Origin of the sequence: Curtobacterium sp. MCBD17_026 (assembly GCF_003234895.2) — a bacterium.
Taxonomy (GTDB): Bacteria; Actinomycetota; Actinomycetes; order Actinomycetales; family Microbacteriaceae; genus Curtobacterium; species Curtobacterium flaccumfaciens.
This window is the reverse complement of sequence record NZ_CP126282.1, coordinates 22,320-41,974: the sequence shown is the minus strand read 5'-3', so window position 1 is coordinate 41,974 and position 19,655 is coordinate 22,320. Positions and strand designations below refer to the sequence as shown.

Genomic DNA, 19,655 nt, shown 5'->3' with positions numbered 1-19,655 from the left:
GGTGCCGCAGGGAACCTAGGGCAATGACCCGGGTCCGGATAAGGTCAGCCCAAAAGGGGTCCATATGACTAGAACCGCGAACTTTCAGGCGCTACGACGGGCTGTCATCGCGGCGTCTGTCGGTGATCGCTGGAAGAACGCCGTCCTGGAGTGGGAGGTCTCCTCCGTCGAGGAGCATCCCACTAGCGATGGTGAATGCGTATGTGGGCAGACCAATCTGCTTTGGATGTTCACCATAGAAAACACACTCAACGGCAATCACCTATTCCCGATCGGCAGCTCGTGCGTGAACCACTTCGAACGCGCTGACCTGAACCAGCAAGTCTCTGTGCTGCGCCGTCTTGTCACACTGCGCAGCGCTGCACGAAAGGGAGAACGAATCACCGTCGACAAAGAGTGGTTCTCGCGCGCAACGTTTGATTACTTACTAGAGAGCGGCGCATTCACTCCAGATCAGTACAACCATGGCGATGGATATTATGACTGGGAGTTCTTGCGGAAAGTATTCGGCAAACGGGACAAGGGTGATCTGTCGCCAAAGCAGCTGTACCGTGCCCGAATGCTCGTGCAGAACAAGATTGTCCCGTTCGTACTTAACGATACCAAGATTCGTTAATCAGCAGCAATCCAGTGCTGCATTGTATCCGAAGCGGCGCGTCTCTGAACTTCGGCCGAGAATCCAAGTTCATGCAGGAACACCAGAGCAACTAAGTCGCGGGTCTGGGTGTAGAGGCGATACGCCTCCGGCGTTACCCGATCGATCGCTCCGTGAGCGACACCGTTTCTCGCGTCTTTGAGCCGGCGAGCCCAAACCGCCACGTCTGGGATCACCAGACGGACGGCATCAGGATCTGGCACAGCAGCTAGGAACGTGAGCCGCTCTCTGAAGGTTGCGCCTGCCTGCACGCGAGATAGCGTCATCTCACGCACTTCCCCCTCCAGGCCTTCCTTAATCAAATCGCGGGCCGTACGAGCTGCGTCATCATCGAAACTTGCCCCCTCCTCGCCGAAGAGCTTTGCGTGAAGCGCTTCAGCGGTTACGGCAACCGAAAAGAGGCGAAGCTCTGTATAGGTGGGAGGAGCATAATAGTCGCCAAAATAAACGTTGCTGGCTGACGAACAGAGTCGCCGAAGCTCAAGCCACTTCGGCCAAACTTCAGCAAAGGGCGAGTCTTGAGCGGTGAACCGGAAATCCCAGACGCGCATAGCTGGCTCCGCAGGCGACGCTGTATAAATGCGCCTTCCGGTAGCTTTAATACTTCGCGAGATTTTTTGCGTCGGCCCGTTTCTCTTTCTGGGGTCACGCCACTCCCTATCTACGGCATGTTCGATGGTCATCGATATAAGCCCGGCGGCTTGTCCGCTGGCTAGCGTCAGGAAGTCTGTCAGCTCTTGCACAGTGGCATTCAAGTCATCGAGGGACACCGGAGCCGGCGGCGTAACGATGATACGAGCAGTCATGTCCCCCGTAATCGTCGCGGTTTCTCTGGTAGTTGCGTAGTTGAAACCGGCCCGATTCACTGAAAGTGCGTACGTCCAGCCCCCAACGTTGACTACTTGATCAGGTACCCGGCGAAGGCGCGCGGTGTGTTCGTCCTCATCAGACCGTGAGGGCGTCCAGGACAGCCCGTCTAGAACTCCCCACGCGGTCAGGTTCTCAATTCGCACGAATGCGCGACGGACTACCGGTTCCTCACGCGACTCGACCAAGGCTCCAATGAGTACCTGATCGGCCACAAACACCTGCGACGAAGGGGAGCCCATACCGGTGGTTCTCGTTGCAATGCAGTTGACGAGCGTTATTTCTTTCGCCTCGACTCTTCCGTGAAGGATCGGGGTATCTCGTGTGGCACCTGAATAGCTTGAAAGCCCCGGAGCGATGTGCTGGATAATCCGCAGGTCGATCCCACCAATTAGTTCCAGCGTTGCTCCGCCATCGTCGTTGAGTGTGAGAACACCTGGGTGACTCTCGTCGGCCCCTGGTTCCCACCACTGACCCTGCATACGTTCCATCGGGCCACCTTCGTCTGGGAACGATCGTTGGGCAAGAGGGCAAAGCGTGTCCGATAGCCGATCGGTTTCCGAGACACGCACCGGCGACGCGCGCGCCGCGAGCCGGCGTGTGTGCAGCATCGCTCGGTGTCGTCGGCTTCGCTTCGCTTCGTGTCGTGATTTACGTTGCGTCCGACGGGCCTCTACGGATCCCTGGGGACCCTGTTTCTGAGGCTGCTGTCCCGTGTTCGGAGCGTGGAGGGCGTGTTGTGTTGTGCTGGCGCAGCTCTTCGCGGAGCTGGCGGATCTCGTCCGTGAGTTCGCGTACCTGTTCTTGGGTTTGCTTGTCGGTGGTCTCGTCTTGTTGCGTGACTCGCTCCACGATGTACGAGGCCAGGGTGGCGGTGACGACACCGATGAGCGCGATCCCGCCAAGCATGATGCCGGCTGCGATGAACCGTCCCGTTCCGGTCACGGGGTAGAGGTCTCCGTACCCGACGGTGGTGATCGTGACGAACGCCCACCACAGCGCCTGCGGGAACGTTGTGATCAGCGCCCCGGGCGCGCTCCGCTCAGCATCGAGCATTGCGAGGGAAGCAACGAAGAGGAGCAGCGCGGTACTCGACGCTGCAAACAGGATGACCCGGCCGCGAAACGCAGCTCCTGCGCGGCGCTGCAGGATCGATACCAAGGTCACCAGCCGGAGGAGCCGGAGTGGTCGAAGGATGGGCAGCGCGACCACGATAAAGTCAAACAAGTGCGTGACGAACCAGCGCCCGCGCCGTTCGGCGAGGAGCAGGTTGGTGAGGTAGTCCAGGACGAACAGCACCCACGTGGTGTTGATCACCACTTCAGCTATCGCTGCGGTCGCTCCGGTGAGTTGGCCCAGCACTTCCCAGGTGTACGCGGCCAGGAAGACCCCCGCGGCCACCGTCAAGGGCCACTCAGTGATCTCCTGCCAGCGTTTCTGCTTCACCCGATGACCGTATCCACCTACCGGGCCTTCGGCCGGCGGGTGTGACCCCAGAGTGCTGCTCGTTCGCGTGCTGCTATCGCTTCGGCAACAGCAGTGCTGAGTAGTTCCCGCTGCGCGCCGGCGTCGCTGCCGGTGAGGGCGCCGAGTTGCAGGGTCCCGATCGGGGTGGTGCTGTCGAGGATGGCGACGAGCTGCTCGAGGGGAAGGGTGCTGTGGGTGCGTTGGTGATGGAAGCGGCGGGCGATCGCGTGGCGGAGCCCGTCCTGTACCTCAGAGGTGAACGCAGACTCGGGGGCCTGCGCGAGCGCCGCGGCATGGCGCATGCTGCGCACTGCGCCGATGATGTGGCTGCCGAACAGCACCGCAGCGAGACCGCACAGGATACAGGTGATGACGGTGCCCGCCAGCGCGAGCGCCGCGACGGCGATCGCACTGGCAGTAACGATTACCGCGAGTGCTGGGATGCGGCTGCGGACATCGGCGTGGGCTGCGCGGCGAGCGGCCTCGGACAGTGCCGCCACTTCTCTCGGTGTCGGTTGCGGTACGGGAACGCGCGTGACCGTTTCATAGGTGATCGCGGAACGGGTCCGGGGCGTGGTGGTGCGGATTCGGAAGAGGTCTTCGTCGATGACGTGCTCCGAGACAGGGTCTGCGCCACAGTCGGTCAGGTAGGAGCGGGGTACCCCGTAGAGGTCAGCGATCGCGGCAAGAGTCTGCGGGTCGATCTCCTCCACCACGGTTTCATACGGCTCCGCGTCCGGGTTGCGGGGTTGCCCGCCGTGTTCGACGAGCGACCACACCAACCGGGACCGGGGCGGCCGCTGGTCACCGTCGAGCGTGACGGCAAGCATCCCGAGACGATGCCGCAACTGCCTGCGTGCGGTCGCGTCAGTCACCACGTCACCGTAGCTCCCCGAACCGGACCCGGCACATTGTGAAGCAGCGCTTCGGCACCGCGAGCTGCTTCGACCAAACCCTGCACAACTCGACGTCTGCGAAAAACCTCTCACTGCGTACGTCTCACTGCCGGGATTCTGACGTTTTCCTGCTACACAAGAGCTATGGCACAGAAGGTCACCACTCAGCTCATTGACGATCTCACCGGCGAAACCATCGAAGACGGCGGCAAGAACGTCGTGTTCTCCTTCGACGGAAGCCACTACGAGATCGACCTCTCGGACGACAACGCCGAAAAGCTGCGCGAAGCGTTCTCCGACTACATCGCCGCTGCCCGCAAGGTGGGCGGCCGGAACAGCCGCAGCACGTCGGGCAGCAAGCCGCGCAGCAACCCCGACGAGCTCGCGAAGATCCGCGAGTGGGCGGCAGCAAACGGGCACGAGATCTCCACCCGCGGCCGCATCAGCCAGGCCGTCCGCGACGCGTACGACGCCGCCCACTAACCCAGCGCACCTACGCCGATATGCTCGCCCCGAGCACTGCATGTCGGAGCTCCGGCCGGACCGCCACGACACTGGCGGTCCGGCCGTGCCTATATGACCCGTGGGCGAAATAACGTCCGTCGGGTGACCCCAGCAAGCCGAGGAACAAGATCGGCGTGCTGCAACCCGACCTACGATGGCCTCGTGAGCAGAAGCGACAAGACGGCGCTCCCGTCCGTTTTTATCGGATCCTCGAGTGAAGGTTTAGAGATTGCGCGGCACCTGCAGGCCGACCTCGAGAACACGGGACTCTGCACAGTCATCAGGTGGGATCAGGGAGTCTTCCACGCTTCCTCGTACACCATCCCCCGGCTCGCGCAAGAGGCTTCCGAGGCCGACTTCGCGGTCCTGATAGCAACCGCGGACGACATCGTTCAGTCCCGAGGGGTAGAGCGCGCCGCCGCACGAGACAACATCTACTTCGAGTTGGGTCTCTTCATCGGGACCCTGGGCTTGGACCGAACGTATCTCCTATCAGCATCCCGCAGCCTGCAGTTGCCGTCCGATCTGCAGGGCCTCACATGGCTGCCTTACCGAGCGCGCGATGATCAAAACACGCGGGCAGCCGTGAATGATGCGACGATCGGGATCACGGCGCGAATCAGGACGCTGGGTCGACGGTCCGCACCAGCGGCTACGAGCTTGAGTAGCGGGATGGGCCATCGGGAGGCGCTGATAACTGAGATAGCGCGGATCTGCTCTGACGCAGAAGCCCAGGGTTGGCTGGTGAAGACCAATACCGAGACGGTGCTCCGTCTTCGAAGCCCGCGCGGCCAGACACTCGCCTTCACGCTCGGCGAGCCAGCCCAGTCGCGAAACGAACTTCGAGACTTCGCGTCTCAGTTGCGGACCCACGGCCTGCGGGTAAGCCGGAGCGTTCGCCGACCGGTATCGGAATCGCCGATACCGGTGTGATCCGGTCCGCCCCGCTTCCCCATCGCGGTTCTACGGGGCGGACAGCGCTCCAACTCAGTCGCACTGAGAGCTCCATGACGGATCGCCGCGCATCGGCCACCGACTATGCCCCGGTCACCCAGCGAGTGCGGCCCCGAATTCAATCGGGGCACGCCAACGGATCCTGCCGTTGTTGAAACGATGGGCTTCACGGATCACAGGTGGTGACCAGTAGATGCTACCGGGTCCAGGGACGCAGATCGCCATATGCTGAGCGGATGACCAACGACAGCGACGGCGGGCAGACGGATGCCGACGAACGTCACCGGTGGAGCCTCGTTCGCGCTGCGCTGGACAAGGCGTTGAGCATGCAGAACACCGTCGTCGAGAAGCACATCAATCGTGCTCGGCAACGCAATCCCGACGCGACGCCGGCAGACGTGGTCAAGACGTTGGAACTGATGTACCGCTCAGCACTGACCGGAACGGGCGCAGCGGTCGGCGCAACCGCAGCGATCCCGGCCGTTGGAACGGGGGCCGCGTTGGCTCTGTCCGGTGGTGAGATGCTCTCTGCAATGGAGTTGACGGTGCTGTTCGCACTGTCCGTGGCGCAGGTACATGGCGTCCGCGTTGAGGAACTAGAGCGGCGCCGCACCCTGGTGCTCGGCATTGTCCTGGGCGGGAGCAGCGGCGAGACGATATCGAAGATCGCCGAGCGGACCGGCAAGCACTGGGCGAAAGCAATCGTCGACAGCGTGCCCCTCGCCACGCTGAACCAGATCAACAAGGTCCTCGGCCCAAACTTCGTCACCCGCTACGGGACGCGGCAAGGCATCCTCGTCCTCGGCAAAGTGGTGCCATTCGGAATCGGGGCTGTCATCGGCGGTGGTGCAAACCTCGCTGTCTCAGAAGCCACGATCCGTACCACCCGTCGTGCGTTCGGGCCGGCCCCGGGGTCCTGGTCTAGCGCGAGTTAGCGTTCGCCGATACCGCGCTCTTATGTCAGGGCGCCCGTATAATTCAGCTAGCGCGCTTATGGTCTCGAAGGCTTGTGACCTTCGCCAAAGGCGCATCCCCTCCGAGGTCTCCTGCCCAACGTCGAAGTCGTGCAGGCGCCACACCGAGATCCTTGGACGCAGCGGTGTACGTCCCGGCAGGGAACACCTGCTTCAACGCCTGCCCGAAGAGCATTGGCGCTTCTGATATAACGGTCACCGGTTCGGAGTCGCGCCAGCCTCTAGAAGCAATTTGAATCTGCAACGTGCGCGCGCGAGATTCCGTGATGACCGCCGAGCGACGCGCATGCATAACGATTGCACCCGCGGACATGCCGTATTCGCCCTTGAGCGCCAGGTAGTCCCTGAGCGTCGAATTTTCCGTGATGCGCTTGCCCAGAATGTTGGGCGGGAGCAATAGTGCGGCAGCGAATTCAAAGGCTGCGCGTTCTTGCGGGCTTCGCGATGAGCAGTGAATGTGGGCGGCACCACGGTCAAGGATAAGGTGCCCGAGCTCGTGAGCGAGCGTCATTCGCTGCACGTCACCCCGGTCGATCGACATCGTAGCGACCAAAGGGCGAGTATTGCGCACCGTGGGCATTGAAATACCAGAGGCGTCGCTTCGGTCATCGTGCCACTCGTCGTCGTCCAGATGAGCGACTACGCCGACGCCAAGCCGTTCGAGGAGTCGTGTGACGTTCCGAATAGGGTCGTGGCGGCCAACACCGGCGATCGTACGCACACGCTCGGCTGCGACGATAGGGTCAGCGCTCGTCGCGTCTGCAGCAAGGAACTCGACGTAGCCGGATGCGGAACTCACCTTTGCGAAAACACGGGATGCTTCTTTGAAGAGCGTTGTGACGCGGTCTCGTTCACTCGCCCGCGTTGACGCTTTCTTTCGGAATGCGACGGGGCCGACAGGGAGAGCATCCGCTGCAACAGTGAAGAAGCTTAGCGGCTCTCCGAACTCAGAGCTTGCACGGTGCACTAGTGCCGAGTCAGGGAACGCGTCTCCTCGCTCAATGCGCGACAGCTTTGACTGCGCAATGTCGAGACGTGACCCAAGATCTCGCTGCGTGAGACTATAAATGTGCCGGAGAGCTTCGAAGCGAACGCCATCGAAGACGTCAGGCATCTCCCGTTTCCTCGCGATCGATGTTGGCATAGAAGTTGATGTCGTCCTCAGTGGTGTCGAACGTCGTGTTGCCGAGGGTGTCGACGTCCCGATGCATCACGAGACGGTAGTCGCACGCGACCTTGCCCTGAAATCGGCCCTCCTCCGTCGTACGGACGATGCGGAGAGTGGGCGTGTCGGACCTGGTGTTCATCAAGAGCAGGAGGTTCCGACTCGGCGCCGCCTCACCACCGAACATCGAGAGCGGGACCGTCACGGTGCGCCACTCGTGCCGGCGCGCCGAAGTTGACCCAGCGTGGGGCACGCCGTTGGTCGTGACAGAGCTTTCGGATAGCAGCCGCAGTCGAATGCCCGCGTGCTCGAGCACGAGAATCGTCTGCCCTGACTGGCGCGAGTTGCCGCCGACCTCCCAGTCACCGGGAAGCCCCTCGGCCTTGAGCGCCTCGCGGAAGGCCGCCCGCCGCCAAGCCGAGTGGAGATGAGGCTGTTCGCGTTCCGAGAACCGGATCGTCTTTGCGTCAGCGACAGCCCCATCGAGCGCTTCGTACAGCGTCGGCGCGAGCAGCTTCGCCTCACGGTTGAGGATCTGGCGGGTGAGTTCGTCCACTAGCTGCTCCTGTTACATCGGGGTCGATATTATCAACCCTAGCGCACTCGGTGCATATTATGCGCGCCGATGTAACAGCTCATCCGGGCACTCGAGAGCAGGGAGTCAGCACTGCCAGTTCATGACAATCCATCAACGCGACGTCTGCTGGCGATCAGTACAAGTTGGCGGTGAGGTGATTGCTGCTCTGGGGTATACCCCACTGCTACGCCTCCTCCGAGGCCTGGTTGGTGTTGCGTTGGGGTGGGAAGGCGTGTCAGTGCCACGCTTCCGTGCAGGGTCTAGAGACGCCGCAACACGGGACGCCATCGGCGTGAGCGACAGCTCCGGCTGGTGGTGAGCAAACGCCACGGATTCGCAAACACTGACGGGGTTTGCTACGAAGAGGGGTCGAGGGCGCCTGCGCTGGTTCGGGTCCGGGCAGGCGCCCTCGCGCTACGACGCCGTCGGGTACGACGTGCGATCACGACGAGGCCAGCCCGGTAACGGGGGGACGGGCGACCGCGGCTAGGGTCCGCGGCGTAGCAAAGCGACGATACTTCGACATGGAAGAAACGGGAACACTGGGTCGCGAAACGCGGTGCGCAGCGTTCCGGCACAGGCTTCCTCAGCCCCGATCCGGGTGGCTACTCGGCGCCGTCGCGCTGGACTGCCCGGTATACGGTTGAGCGCGCCACCCCAAACAGCTCCGCGATCTCGCTCGTTGTATGCCCACCGGCGCGGTACAACGACACCAAGTGCTTCTCCTGAGGCACCGTGAGCTTCGGCTTCCGGCCACGAAGCTTGCCTGCGGCTTTCGCGATCGCCATACCCTCACGTGTGCGAGCACGGATGAGGTCAGCTTCGAACTCGGCGACCATCCCCAGCACGTTGAACAGCAGCCGGCCTACCGGGTCGGTCGGGTCGTAGACCGCTCCCCCGAGGTTCAACGTGACGCCCTTCTTCGTGAGCTCGTCAGCGATGTCCGTCGCATCGCGCAGCGATCGGGCAAGCCGGTCGAGCTTGGTCACGACCAACGTGTCTCCGGCGCGGCACGCGGCCAGCGCTTCCCGGAGCCCGGGGCGCGCTCGAGTCGTGCCCGACAATCCGTGATCGACGTGCACGTCCTCGTCGGACACCCCAAGGGTCCGGAGGCCGTCTCGCTGCGCTGCGAGATCCTGCCCAGAAGTCGAAACGCGGGCATAACCGATGAGCACCGGGCCACTGTAGCGTTTAAACCCCCGTCACCGGGCATTTTTGCGGGACAGGCATACGGGAATCACGGGACCAGCAGTTCACTGGTATTGCTCACCGCGGCCAGGGTCGCCCGCGGTGTCCCGATGAACGACCGGCTACCGGGACACCATGGTTTGATCGGTCGTGCGCTCGCAGGGCGCGAAGTTCGAGGACAGGAAGGCATCGGATGGCTAAGTTCTTCAACTCACCCCATCCGGTCGCAGAGATGGGGCTCGGGGCGGTTTTCGTCATCATGGGCGTCGTCGTCGGACCGGTGGTCGCGGCTCCGGAAGATCGCGTGAATCAAGGACCTCTGAACATGATTCCGACGCCGGTGCTGGTCGGTGTGCTCGTCGTATGTGGGGCCGTCGTGTTCGCGCAAGGGCTCGGCACTTGGATCAAGCGGAAGCGCGGGAGGTAGGGGCCGGTCGAGGATCCCCTAGTGCGCCCGCGGTTCATCTCCGCGAGCTGCTCGTGACGCGGCCAGCGTGCCTGCACCGAGAGCGGCCAGCGTGCACGCGAGGGAAATGCCAAGCAGAACAACGTAGAACGCCGGCGCCAGTTGCGCTGGGATCGAGATGACCACGACGACCGCCGCCGCGATCAAGAACGGCAGCATGGCTTTCCGCGCAGCCAGGTGGCCGGCTCGCCAGGCCTCGTCGCTGCGCATCAGCGACGGCAGTCGGATGCCAGCTGCGTGATTCCGACCCAATTTATCGCTCGCGATCGACACGAGCCCCCAGATTGCAGCGTTGACGACGAGCACGAGGAGGGCACCGCTCACCGCCCCCAACCATCCCGGACTCGTCATCTCCGCCTCCCTCATCCAAAACTAGCGAATGACGTGGTCTGCGGTAGCCCGTCCACGAGCTCGGCGAGGACCCGACATCGACGGTCCGACCCTCACGCCGATCGTCTCCGCTCCGGTAGTGCTGGCATTGGTCGGCTCATGGGGATCCGACTCGGAACCGCCGCCCGTAAGCCAATCGTCGTACGGGACGACGGTGTCCACCGTGCAGTGCTGCTCACACGTGAGAACTTGGCGGGAGTGCGTGCGGTTCGGTGGTGAGGTCGCCGGTGGGCGTGATGCGGAGTTCGCCGGTGAGGATCTGGTTGGCGGTGTCCGCGGTGGTTTCATCGCGGGCGGCTGCGTGTCCTTGGATGAGGAGGTACGCGTCGGTGGGGGTAAGGCCGAGGTGGGCGAGAACGATGCCGGCCGCCTGATGCACGCTGCGCCGCTGCAACTGTCGGATCGGGGCGGAGTGGTCGCGGTGGACGATGAGTCGGTGCAGGATTCGTCGGCTGACAGCGTCGGCGAGGGCCACCGCAGCTGTCGCCGCATCTGCTGACACGTGCAGCGGGCCCCGTGCGTAGACGTCAACGGCGCCCAGGAGGAAGGGGCCGAACCGGAGCGGTATCGCGAACAGCGCTCCTACCCCGTCGTCGGCGGCAGCCGGGAGGAATGCGGGCCACCGGTTCGTGGGGTGGTTTCGCACGTCGGGTTCTACGACGGGTTGGTTCTGCTGGAGTGCGTCCCAGCAGGGTCCTTCGTTGAGGTCGAACTGGAGCTGGTCGATTCGGCCAGCGCGACTGTCGGTGCTCGAGATCGTCTCGTTGCCGGCGAACGTTCCGAACGTCGCAACCGACGCCCCGTCGCCCGGAACGAGGGTGAGGAAGGGCAGGCTCAGGCCGGAGTCCGGCGGGGATCCGGAGCGGAGTTCGTAGTTGCTTGTCATGAGCGGAACCGGTCCGCGACGGTGCGTTCCGGGACAACTTGAGCCTGGGCTCGGTGAGTGTTCATCAGTACGCCTCTGGCGCCAACCGGCCCGGGAGCCGGGCGCCTGCTCAGCTTCACCCCGAGCGGTGCAAGCGATGCCCTGAAGCTACGCCCACCCACACCCCCCGGGTAGGGGTCGACCGGGCCAGTCTTCCGTGCAACGCGCGCGCGGCCGCCAGTCGTTGATGCGCCCTGCAGCATGACCGTGGAAAAACCTCCGCTCGGAACCTCGTCGAGCTCGCGTGCTGGTGACGTGTTCACCTGCGGAGGGTGTCTTTGGGGTATTCGCCGAACTTCCGGACGTACTCGCCGGCGAACCGGCCGAGGTGGGCGAAACCCCAGCGGCGGGCGATCGTGCTGACGGCAGTCGTCTCCGGGGTTTGTTGGAGCAGTTCCTCGCGGACGTGGTCGAGTCGAAGGTCACGCAGGTAGGCCATCGGGGTTGCCGCGAGGTGCCGTTGAAAGGCCTCTTGGATGCTGCGCACGCTGAGCCCCGTCGCCTGGGCGACATCACCGATCATCACCGGTTCCGCGGCGTGCTCGTGGAGGTACTCCACCGCATGCCGGATCCGCGCGTTCCGCGGGTAGCGCAGCGCCTCGGGAAGAGGATCGGCTTCCGGCGGGAACAGGTCGAGGAGCGCGGTGGCGGCGGCGCGGGCAGCGTGGTGCCACAGCAGCGAGGTCACACCACCGTCACCGAGGACAGCGGACACGGTCTCGAGGGTGCACCTCCACTGGTGCAGCGCTTCCGGTGTGACAGCAGCATGCCGTCCGATGGTGTCGAGCTCCCGGCTCGTGTCGTAGCGTTCCGCCGCGACGGCATGCACGAAGGCACGCTCAAGGTGCACCAGGCGCTGGTCGTAGTCTTCCGCCTCAAACTCGGTCGACTGCGTCGGGAGAATGAGCGTCGGCATGCCCGGTTCTACTGCAGTCTGCAGGCCAGCGACGTCGAGGCTGGTGGTACCGGCATGGAGCATCACCACGACGTAATCCTCGCCGGGCGGCACATCGCCGCGCAGGTGACCGCGCATACGGGAACGGCGGAGAGTGAGGCGACTGTCCCCAACAGCCAGGTACCGGTAGGCGTAGGCCGCCGTCGTTGTTCTTGTCGCCCAGTGCCGGCCGGCGTAAAGGCCAGGCAGGTCCGCCATCGCTCGATCCGGGCTGATACCGGCGGCTTCCACCCGGACCGCTGACACGTCGTGTGATGCCGATACGGATGGAGTGGCGAAGGGTGCGATGCTCATCGCTGCCACCCCCAGCAGGTTGGCGCCTCGTCACGGAAGAAGTCTTCAGAGAGAACCGAATCATGCGTCGGCAGACTCTCGAGCGACGCGTGCGCGCGCAACCGCCCGATGCGCCCGTACGTCACCAGCGGAGCTGGAACGGTGTCAGGGTTGGAGATGTACTGCCCCAAGGGTCGTCCTGCTTTCTCGTCGGGCTGCCCGCTGGCAGCGGTCCGGTTGCTCTGTCGGCGCCGTTCGCGCCGGGATGCGCTCTCGGCCGGGTGTGCTCTCCCGCTCGGCGGGGAAGGAACAACCCCGTTCCGATCCCCGTCCTGGGGCCGGTTGATCAGAAATCAGTAGCCGCGACCGCGTGACGCTCCGGCCCGGGGCGCTGCAACCACATCGGGATGGCTCCCGGTCCTGATGTTCCGGCCTCTACGACCACCGAAACGTCTGCTGTTGGGCCGGACGGAGCGAACGCTCGCCGCGCACCCTCAGCGGTCGCGAACCGGCGGATCGTCGTCGGGTCGCTGAAGAACGTCGCCTCGAAAACCCCTGCGATACGTTCGACGAATCCGAGGAGCGCGGTCACATCGGTCGGCTCGAGCGCCACGTTCATGACCCGCCACTGGTCATCACCGACCAGCTCCAGCCGAACATCCTCCACGGAGGGGACGGTGCGACCCTCACAGCGTGCGGCGGAGGGCTGCGCACGCCATCTGGAGTCGCGAACGGACGCCCTGCTCCGAACGTTGCGCACGATCTTCATGGCTGTCCTCGAACGTTCGGCACGCCTGGAGCAGGTCTTCCCTGAACCCGGCGGAGCCAGGCGTCTGCGGAACGTGCACCAACGGTAAAGACGCCCAAACCCCACGATGAAGGGGATTGACAAAGAAGTTAAACCTGGAGTAGGGGCGGGCCTGGGAGCCCGATCAGGGGACTCCGCCATACTGGTGACCGGCCGGGCGCACGCCACCCAATCACCGGGTCAGGAAGCGTCATGGGAAAACTTACGTACGACTCGACGTTGGTAGCGGACTTCGACGACCGAGTCCTCGCTCACCTCCAGATCGTCATCGCATCCAAGCTTCGCCGCGGAGAAGGATTCATCTTCTCCTGGCGTGACAACCAAGACACCGGAGACGGCCGCACCGCACTGTGGATGGCCCCCGGGATCCCGTTGGCGTTCAAGTACAACGGTGGCCGCCACCCATCCATCAACCGCAACTGGGTGGAAGCGTTGCACCAAGCATCCATCGCCACCGCGGGCCTGCGCATCGTGCCGGAACCAGCACCACCGGAGGAGCCCGTATGAGCCGCCGAGCCGTCTTGATCTACGGCGGCAACGCCTACACCGTCGCCGACCAGGATCCCGACACCTTGCGGGACCACATCATGACAAGCCTCGCCGCCGAACCGGCGTTCTGGTTGACCGTGAACGCCACAGAGGGACGCTTCACCCGCGCGCAGCTGCTCATCACAGCCACCACCGAGATCGCGATCGTCGACGACCACAACATCGAACACTCCACCAGGTTCGAAACTGCCGCCTCGTCCACGGACGACATCAGCGACTGAACCCGACCGACGCGAAGGCACCCCCATGCGACGAATCCACTACGCCTCCGGCAGCGTCCTCACCGGGGACCGAACCTGCAAAGCACTACTCCGGTATGCCCGCGCGCTCGGCGAAGCACACATCGCCGACGTCGTCGAGATCCCCGTCGTCACCGACGCCGGCAGCCGCGCCTACGCGCACCTGCTAATCGGACCCGCCAGCCAGATCTTCTCCACCCCCGTCCCGGACAGCCCCGACGAGCCCCTCGACGTCGCCGTCATCGAACGCCTCGAACGCGCCACCTACAAACTCCACCCCAGCAGGCCCGCCTGGCCCGAGGAAATGACCGACATCCCCGACCTCGACTGGGACTGGGACTTCGACTTCGAATCGTGACGCGCCCGACCGCACCAGGTGGGCAAAGGACGCGTGCCGTGATCGGCCACGACGCCTGAGCGCCGCGAAAACGACGAGTAGTGCTGCTCACACAGCCGAGAAGCCGGCTCCCGCGGGGCGCGCGGGTTCGTCGAGCGTCCGATAGACGATCGGCTTGCGGGACGCGATCACGACACGGAGCGCCGCGAAACGGACGACACTGCGCGAAGCTGCTCACAACTCGCCACGGCCAGGACCGCTCATTGGTGTCCCGATGAACAACCCTCGACTGGGACGACAAATGCAGTTCGCGTCAGGGTGCTGTGCCGGCGGGGACCAGCCGGTGGGGCGAGCGTTTCGGGTCCGCGCACCCCACCGGTTGGGAAGGCCTAAGCCCCTCAAACGCCACCGACGAAGTCGGCTGACAGCGTCCTCATTCAGGATACGAAGGACTACCTCGCTGGCGGTAGTGATATTGCCTCGATTGCGTGAAGCCGCACCTACCTCACGCACACCTAATCAGTACCTGCAAGCCTCAGGGGCCGCGTGTGGCGCGTACTCACGCCGTTCGCGGCAGGCCATCAGCATCGGGAGCGCCGAGAGAGGTCACCGCGATTTCGCGACGGCATGAGCCATTACCTACTGGCCGCGAACCACGGTGTGCGGAGTTGGGTGCGTCGAAAGAACTCATTCTCACTGCCGAGGACCACGAGGCTAGAACCCGGAGCGGCGGCGACGTTGCCCACCCGCGACCCGAACGCGAACCGGCAACGTCGCCTGTGCCCTGACCCTGATGATACGAATCTCAGATCTGTAGGGGCTGGCAGTTCTTGATTGGGTCGGTGAGCCGTTTACGACGCGGCTTGTTGCTCTTGACACCATCCGCCACATAGCTTGAGTTCGGCAGGGTCGCGTTGACCTGATCCCGGCGCGGCCCTGTTCTGAAGCCGCCGACCGGAATTGGTCATGAGGTTGATCGGCACCGCCGCACGCATCCTGATCCGGCCGAGGAGCAGTTGCAGGCCCCGCCGCGGCTCGCTTACCCATTCCAACGGTGAGCTCTCATTCCTGCTGTGCGGTGAGCGTAGAGGTCGCGGAGGAGCGCGATCGCTGCCCCGTGGCGCAGGACCTCTTGGTTTTGCAACTACACGTTGCTCAGGAATGTCTCGTCCGGGTCGCTACCGTACGGGAAGCTGCTCAGACCGGTCCGGTCGTAGTCGGACTCATTGAGCTGGAGGAGGGCCGCACACCATGCTGCTGACGCTGCGTGGGACCGGTCGATAGCACCGGCAGCATCTGGTCGGGACTTGTAGCTGGCTCGATCAAACCGGCCGGTCACCTCCGAGGTCGGCGCGGCTTAGCAGGGTCTCCGAGAGGTGGTCAGGCTCCAGGTGATTGCCGTGACGGGCGGCGGCCACGGGCTCTCTGGAGCGGCAATGCGGCCCCCACTCTCCCGCGCCGAGGAGGGGCCCGAGATCAGGGGTAGATATCTGCACCGGAGTGCGGTAGACGGCTGTGCTGATTCCTGGCGACGGCCGCAACAGGACGATCGATGAGGGACAATGGCGGTGCGAGAGGAGCAGTCTCAGCCCGGTTATGAGTGTCACAACGGTGGCGCCTGCAGCTTCCCCGTTGAGCGTCACCAGACCGGCTGGGAGCGCTTCGCGCGTCCGGCATCACACGCCCCACGGGGCACACCGGAAGGCATCCCCCTCATGGGACAGCTCATCTACGACTCCCAAGCCCTCGAACTCCGTCTCGACGATCGCGCACTCACCCACCTGCAGATCGTCATCGTGAACCTCGTCCGCCGCGGTCAAAGCTTCGTGTTCTCTTGGAAGGACGAGCCCGCCGTCGGTGACGGCCGCAGCAGCATCTGGATTCACCCGTACTGCGGACTCCACTTCAAGTTCGCCGGCGGCAAATCACCGAGCGTCAACCGGTCCTGGCTCGACACGCTCTACGCCAGCGCGGCGAGCGGATCCGGACTGATCCTCACCCCAGAACCAGCCGATACCAGCGGACCCGTCTCCTCCGACGACATCCCCGGCGCCCCGCCTACACACCCGACGACGATCTCAGCTTCCTGACCACCGCCAGGGCTACATGCCAAAGGAGTTAGGCCTCTGGCTGCTCTTGCTCGTGCACGACCGCCGATGGCGTGTCGAGCTGCGGCAGGAACTCTCCCCTAGGAGCGACGTGGACGCCGGGAACCGCCCCATCGAACGCGGAAGCGGTCGCCGGAGTCAGATCTTGCGGTTCGGGATGGTGCGATTCGACTGGGTGCACGAGCTGACCGTACCGGCATCCCGGGTGTCTCACCAGCGATCAGCACATGCGGACTCGCATCGGGAAACTGCGTTGGGAGAGTTGCCCCACGACCTGGGTTACCAAGGACGTGGGACAACGGAGTACCCGATGCTTATTGCGCACTCCGGCGGGCGTTTCGATGCTGCCCGGCCGAACAGCCCGGGGCGGTGAGTGCGGGAACAGGCATCATCGCGTTCTTCTGGATCGCGATGATGCTGGCGCTGAAGAAGCGGCGACGCCCTTCCTGGTCCTCCTTGCCTCGTTCGGCTGGAGAGTGCTCGTGTTCGGCCTCTCCTTGCTTGTCCGGACGAAGACCGCCCCCGGTAGACGATCAGCTAGCGAAATACGCGCCACGGTGCTCCGGTAGGTTGCTGAGCCGAGAGCTCGGGCCGCGCCACCCGTGGTGCTTGTGCGGGTTCGGGATCAATGGCGCGCGGACGGAGTGCGTCGGACGTAGGTTCAGGCCGTCACCGGTGCTGCGTGGGGTGCTGCTGGGCAAGAGCCCGGCCCCCAGGCGAGCTGGCGGCAGGAAGCACACCATGAACGAGCTGCGAAGCAGCCTCACCCCGCTCCCCGCGTCCCTCCCCGAAGCGGATCTCGCCGCCACGTTCCTTGATGTCGTTCATGGTGATGGTGCTTCCGTGGCGTCGTTCGGTGGCTTCGCTGGAAACGAGTCGATCTCGATCACCGATAGCCGTGCCGGCGGAATCGACCGGCTGCAGTTCGACCTCGAGGAGGGTCCCTGCTGGGACGCCTTGCAGCACAACACACCGGTCCTCGAACCCGACGTTCAACACCATCCGACAAATCGGTGGCCCGCGTTCCTTGCTGCGGCCGCTGACGACGGCGTTGGAGCGTTGTTCGCTGTGCCGCTTCGGTTCGGCCCGTTCCTCCTCGGCGCAGCCGATGTGTACGCGCGAACCCCAATGCAGGTACCAGCGGCTGATGCGACAGCTGCGATGACGCTCGCCGCCGCTGTGAGCCGGCGGGTACTGCGCCGCGTCCTGACCCGCCACGACGATGGTGCGCCGCTGCGACTGCGTGAGCGGGCTGTGCACCAAGCCGCCGGCGTTGTACTCGCTCAGGTTGGCCTTGCACCAGCGGACGCATATCTCCTGATCCGAGGGCACGCAGCGGCCCGGAATGAGACGGTCGCGGACATCGCCGAACTGATCCTTAACCGTGAACTTCTGATCACGGCCGATGGAGACCTCATCACCCCGCCAGCAACTGACCACTCGCGGGTGTCACCGACTCGCTAGGGCCACCGTAGGGCGCGTGGCACCCACCGAGCGTGCAGGCCGCCCCGATGAACAAAGCCGTGACACTTGAGGAAGCGGCTGAGGGTCCCGTGCTGAAACGCTTGCCATCAGTGGGACACAGGGGCAGCTGCTCAGGCTTCCGCTCAAGGCATCGCGAACGAGGGAACACCATGGACACCGACCGGCAGCGTCTCATCGCCCTCGCGGAACGAGCACTCGCCGCCGAACCCGATGTGATCCCCGACAGCGTCCTATACGAGTGGGGCGACTACTACGGCGACTGGCAGCAGCCCCTGACGGTGCACTACGCCGTCACCACTCCCTCCGGCGCGGAGCACCGACATCAGCACTTCATCTGATGCCTCGAGGGCCCGGTATCGCGGACCGCTTCGGCGGACCTGTCGAAGCGTTGGCTCTTCTAGCGGCTTACGCGCTCCGGAGCATCATCGCGGAAGAAGTCACTGCCGTTGCCGGAGAGATTGACCACACCCTCGCGGCGCCACTGCTTCCGCGCGCGCTTGAAGGTGGTGATGCGTGCCGCTTCGACGTTGTCGTCGCTGGTGTAGGTGCTCATGGCCGATCTCCCTATGACTGCCCGTGGTTCCCGTGCCCCCTGTTTGAGGGTAGCGGCGCGGCGGGAACGCGGTTATCGACCCCCCGAACCACTGAGGGCTGCCCGCTGAGCGCCACCCAGGCTAATATCCGTTTTCGGAAGTTAGCCCTACGTATTGTGGATAAGACGAGTTGGCCGCATCATCAGAGGGTGACCGAACCGATGCGCCGCACCCAACGGGTGGCCCAGACCACTGACCCTGCTGTCGCTGCGGATGCGATCGCGCGCACGCATGTGACGCACGGCGTTGAGGTGGACCCGGGTGGTGCGACGTTCGCGTTCGAGGAGCGGGTGCGTGGAACGCGGTTGTTGTCGCTGGAGTCGACGGCCTGCAGTGGCGTGGTCAGGGGCACGATCGAGCCGGACAGTGCGATGGTGCTGGTCTGGTTGAAGTCCGGGCGGGGCACCGTTGACGGGCACCGCGTCCCGATCGGCCGGCCCGTGCTGTTCCGGAACGCGCCGCAACCGGTCCGGTTTGAGTCGTTCCAGAAAGATGTCATCCGCATCGACCGGGCGACCGTCGAGCAGGTTGCTGCGGAGCGTGGAGACTGGGCGCCAGGACCGTTGGAGTTCCAGCCGCGGCACGTTCCCGAGGGGCCGACACTGGCGGCCTTTTGGCTGATGGTTCGCGCGGTCGCCGCGGAAGTGCTCGCCGGACCGGAGGAGGTGTCAGAGGAGCGGGAACGTGAGCTGACCCGGTTCGCTGCCGGCGGCCTGCTGACGGCGATTCCGCACTGGCCCGTCGGACGATCCAGCCCACAGACCGCTGCGAGTGCCCGGTTCGCACGCGCTGAGACGTTCCTGCTCGAGCACGCGACTGAGCAGATCACCGTCGCCGACATCGCCGATGCTGCTGGCTTGAGCGTCCGTGGCCTCCAAGCTGCCTTCAGCCGGCATCACGGCATCACACCGTTGGCCTACCTTCGACGCATTCGACTCCTCCTGGCGCGGGAGCAGCTGCAATCCGAATCCGACCTGCCCATCGCGGAGATTGCGCGTGGAGCGGGGTTCACGCACCTCGGACGGTTCGCGGGCTCGTACCGGGACGAGTTCGGCGAGCTCCCCCGCCGCACCAAACAAATCGCCCGCGGCTGGTGACCCGGATTCGTCCAGCGTGCAGCGCTACTCAGCTGGTCGCGGCCAGCCTGTAGCGCGCCAAGCCGCCGGGCGGAGCATCACGCCGATGCCTGATCTCGGGGTCACCGTTCTCGCCCCGACAGGGAGCCCTGCATGCTGCCGCCACTTTCCACGCCGAGTGATCTTGTCTGGACCGCAGTGACG

At 64.4% G+C, this 19,655-nt stretch carries 23 protein-coding genes; 11 read left to right on the top strand and 12 right to left on the bottom strand.

All coding sequences use genetic code 11. The features are described from left to right. Positions 1–64 precede the first annotated feature (64 nt). Positions 65–616 (top strand): hypothetical protein, encoded by a 552-nt coding sequence (locus DEI85_RS17225; protein WP_146249028.1) that lies wholly within the window; start codon positions 65–67, stop codon positions 614–616. Here DEI85_RS17225 and DEI85_RS17220 read toward each other — a convergent pair. The 3 genes from DEI85_RS17220 to DEI85_RS17210 all read right to left on the bottom strand — a co-directional run bounded on the left by DEI85_RS17220 (position 613) and on the right by DEI85_RS17210 (position 3,864). Next, a complete protein-coding gene (locus tag DEI85_RS17220) occupies positions 613–2,013 on the bottom strand; it encodes an ApeA N-terminal domain 1-containing protein (protein WP_146249027.1) in 1,401 nt (466 codons plus the stop codon). The two genes, DEI85_RS17225 and DEI85_RS17220, sit on opposite strands and share 4 nt — an antisense overlap. A gap of 160 nt (positions 2,014–2,173) precedes the next feature. Further along, positions 2,174–2,968 (bottom strand): potassium channel family protein, encoded by a 795-nt coding sequence (locus DEI85_RS17215; protein ID WP_111124170.1) that lies wholly within the window; start codon positions 2,966–2,968, stop codon positions 2,174–2,176. A gap of 17 nt (positions 2,969–2,985) precedes the next feature. Then, positions 2,986–3,864, bottom strand: coding sequence for a hypothetical protein (locus DEI85_RS17210; protein WP_146249026.1), 879 nt, complete (start codon positions 3,862–3,864; stop codon positions 2,986–2,988). 165 nt (positions 3,865–4,029) lie between these two features. Here DEI85_RS17210 and DEI85_RS17205 point away from each other — a divergent pair, with 165 nt between their 5' ends. The 3 genes from DEI85_RS17205 to DEI85_RS17195 all read left to right on the top strand — a co-directional run bounded on the left by DEI85_RS17205 (position 4,030) and on the right by DEI85_RS17195 (position 6,278). After that, entirely contained in the window at positions 4,030–4,368 is a 339-nt protein-coding gene (locus DEI85_RS17205) for a histone-like nucleoid-structuring protein Lsr2 (RefSeq protein ID WP_111124168.1), read from the top strand. A gap of 183 nt (positions 4,369–4,551) precedes the next feature. Then, on the top strand, positions 4,552–5,322 hold the full coding sequence (locus tag DEI85_RS17200) for a TIR domain-containing protein (protein WP_181436436.1): 771 nt from the start codon (positions 4,552–4,554) through the stop codon (positions 5,320–5,322). A gap of 257 nt (positions 5,323–5,579) precedes the next feature. Further along, positions 5,580–6,278: a hypothetical protein gene (locus tag DEI85_RS17195; RefSeq protein WP_181436435.1), complete on the top strand. Its 699-nt coding sequence runs from the start codon at positions 5,580–5,582 to the stop codon at positions 6,276–6,278. A 43-nt stretch (positions 6,279–6,321) separates the two neighbouring features. Here the strand turns inward: DEI85_RS17195 and DEI85_RS17190 are convergent, their stop codons facing one another. The 3 genes from DEI85_RS17190 to DEI85_RS17180 all read right to left on the bottom strand — a co-directional run bounded on the left by DEI85_RS17190 (position 6,322) and on the right by DEI85_RS17180 (position 9,234). Next, positions 6,322–7,431, bottom strand: a complete 1,110-nt coding sequence (locus DEI85_RS17190) for an XRE family transcriptional regulator (protein WP_181436434.1) — start codon at positions 7,429–7,431, stop codon at positions 6,322–6,324. Further along, positions 7,424–8,038 carry a hypothetical protein gene (locus DEI85_RS17185; protein WP_111124165.1) on the bottom strand — a complete coding sequence of 205 codons (615 nt, stop codon included), beginning with the start codon at positions 8,036–8,038 and terminating at the stop codon, positions 7,424–7,426. The genes DEI85_RS17190 and DEI85_RS17185 overlap by 8 nt, the downstream gene beginning before the upstream one ends. Before the next feature lie 626 nt (positions 8,039–8,664). Then, positions 8,665–9,234 (bottom strand): recombinase family protein, encoded by a 570-nt coding sequence (locus DEI85_RS17180; protein WP_111124164.1) that lies wholly within the window; start codon positions 9,232–9,234, stop codon positions 8,665–8,667. Between the two features lie 206 nt (positions 9,235–9,440). Between DEI85_RS17180 and DEI85_RS17175 the strand changes: the two genes are divergently transcribed. Next, positions 9,441–9,674: a hypothetical protein gene (locus tag DEI85_RS17175; protein WP_111124163.1), complete on the top strand. Its 234-nt coding sequence runs from the start codon at positions 9,441–9,443 to the stop codon at positions 9,672–9,674. A gap of 18 nt (positions 9,675–9,692) precedes the next feature. Here the strand turns inward: DEI85_RS17175 and DEI85_RS17170 are convergent, their stop codons facing one another. The 4 genes from DEI85_RS17170 to DEI85_RS17155 form a co-directional block, all read right to left on the bottom strand. Further along, the gene (locus tag DEI85_RS17170; RefSeq protein WP_220038953.1) at positions 9,693–10,037 is read right to left on the bottom strand and encodes an SdpI family protein; all 345 of its coding nucleotides are present in this window, start codon (positions 10,035–10,037) and stop codon (positions 9,693–9,695) included. Positions 10,038–10,278: 241 nt separating this feature from the next. Beyond that, entirely contained in the window at positions 10,279–10,989 is a 711-nt protein-coding gene (locus tag DEI85_RS17165) for a GAF and ANTAR domain-containing protein (RefSeq protein WP_110894302.1), read from the bottom strand. A gap of 298 nt (positions 10,990–11,287) precedes the next feature. Continuing rightward, a complete protein-coding gene (locus tag DEI85_RS17160; RefSeq protein WP_111124161.1) occupies positions 11,288–12,277 on the bottom strand; it encodes an AraC family transcriptional regulator in 990 nt (329 codons plus the stop codon). 325 nt (positions 12,278–12,602) lie between these two features. Continuing rightward, the gene (locus tag DEI85_RS17155; RefSeq protein WP_111124160.1) at positions 12,603–12,923 is read right to left on the bottom strand and encodes a hypothetical protein; all 321 of its coding nucleotides are present in this window, start codon (positions 12,921–12,923) and stop codon (positions 12,603–12,605) included. Between the two features lie 333 nt (positions 12,924–13,256). Between DEI85_RS17155 and DEI85_RS17150 the strand changes: the two genes are divergently transcribed. From DEI85_RS17150 to DEI85_RS17135, 4 genes are all read left to right on the top strand, one after another. Further along, positions 13,257–13,571 carry a DUF7882 family protein gene (locus tag DEI85_RS17150; RefSeq protein ID WP_111124159.1) on the top strand — a complete coding sequence of 105 codons (315 nt, stop codon included), beginning with the start codon at positions 13,257–13,259 and terminating at the stop codon, positions 13,569–13,571. After that, a complete protein-coding gene (locus DEI85_RS17145) occupies positions 13,568–13,834 on the top strand; it encodes a hypothetical protein (protein WP_111124158.1) in 267 nt (88 codons plus the stop codon). The genes DEI85_RS17150 and DEI85_RS17145 overlap by 4 nt, the downstream gene beginning before the upstream one ends. Positions 13,835–13,859: 25 nt before the next feature. Further along, on the top strand, positions 13,860–14,210 hold the full coding sequence (locus tag DEI85_RS17140; RefSeq protein WP_111124157.1) for a hypothetical protein: 351 nt from the start codon (positions 13,860–13,862) through the stop codon (positions 14,208–14,210). A gap of 1,694 nt (positions 14,211–15,904) precedes the next feature. Further along, a complete protein-coding gene (locus DEI85_RS17135) occupies positions 15,905–16,279 on the top strand; it encodes a DUF7882 family protein (RefSeq protein ID WP_258376393.1) in 375 nt (124 codons plus the stop codon). A 687-nt stretch (positions 16,280–16,966) separates the two neighbouring features. Here the strand turns inward: DEI85_RS17135 and DEI85_RS17130 are convergent. Next, positions 16,967–17,737: a hypothetical protein gene (locus tag DEI85_RS17130; RefSeq protein WP_111124156.1), complete on the bottom strand. Its 771-nt coding sequence runs from the start codon at positions 17,735–17,737 to the stop codon at positions 16,967–16,969. A 194-nt stretch (positions 17,738–17,931) separates the two neighbouring features. Here DEI85_RS17130 and DEI85_RS17125 point away from each other — a divergent pair, with 194 nt between their 5' ends. Then, a complete protein-coding gene (locus DEI85_RS17125; protein ID WP_110860361.1) occupies positions 17,932–18,120 on the top strand; it encodes a hypothetical protein in 189 nt (62 codons plus the stop codon). A 59-nt stretch (positions 18,121–18,179) separates the two neighbouring features. Here the strand turns inward: DEI85_RS17125 and DEI85_RS17120 are convergent, their stop codons facing one another. Beyond that, positions 18,180–18,335: a hypothetical protein gene (locus DEI85_RS17120; RefSeq protein WP_181420054.1), complete on the bottom strand. Its 156-nt coding sequence runs from the start codon at positions 18,333–18,335 to the stop codon at positions 18,180–18,182. A 189-nt stretch (positions 18,336–18,524) separates the two neighbouring features. On the opposite strand from DEI85_RS17120, the gene DEI85_RS17115 reads away from it, so the two are divergent. Further along, the gene (locus DEI85_RS17115) at positions 18,525–19,472 is read left to right on the top strand and encodes an AraC family transcriptional regulator (protein WP_181436431.1); all 948 of its coding nucleotides are present in this window, start codon (positions 18,525–18,527) and stop codon (positions 19,470–19,472) included. The last annotated feature ends 183 nt before the right edge of the window (positions 19,473–19,655 follow it).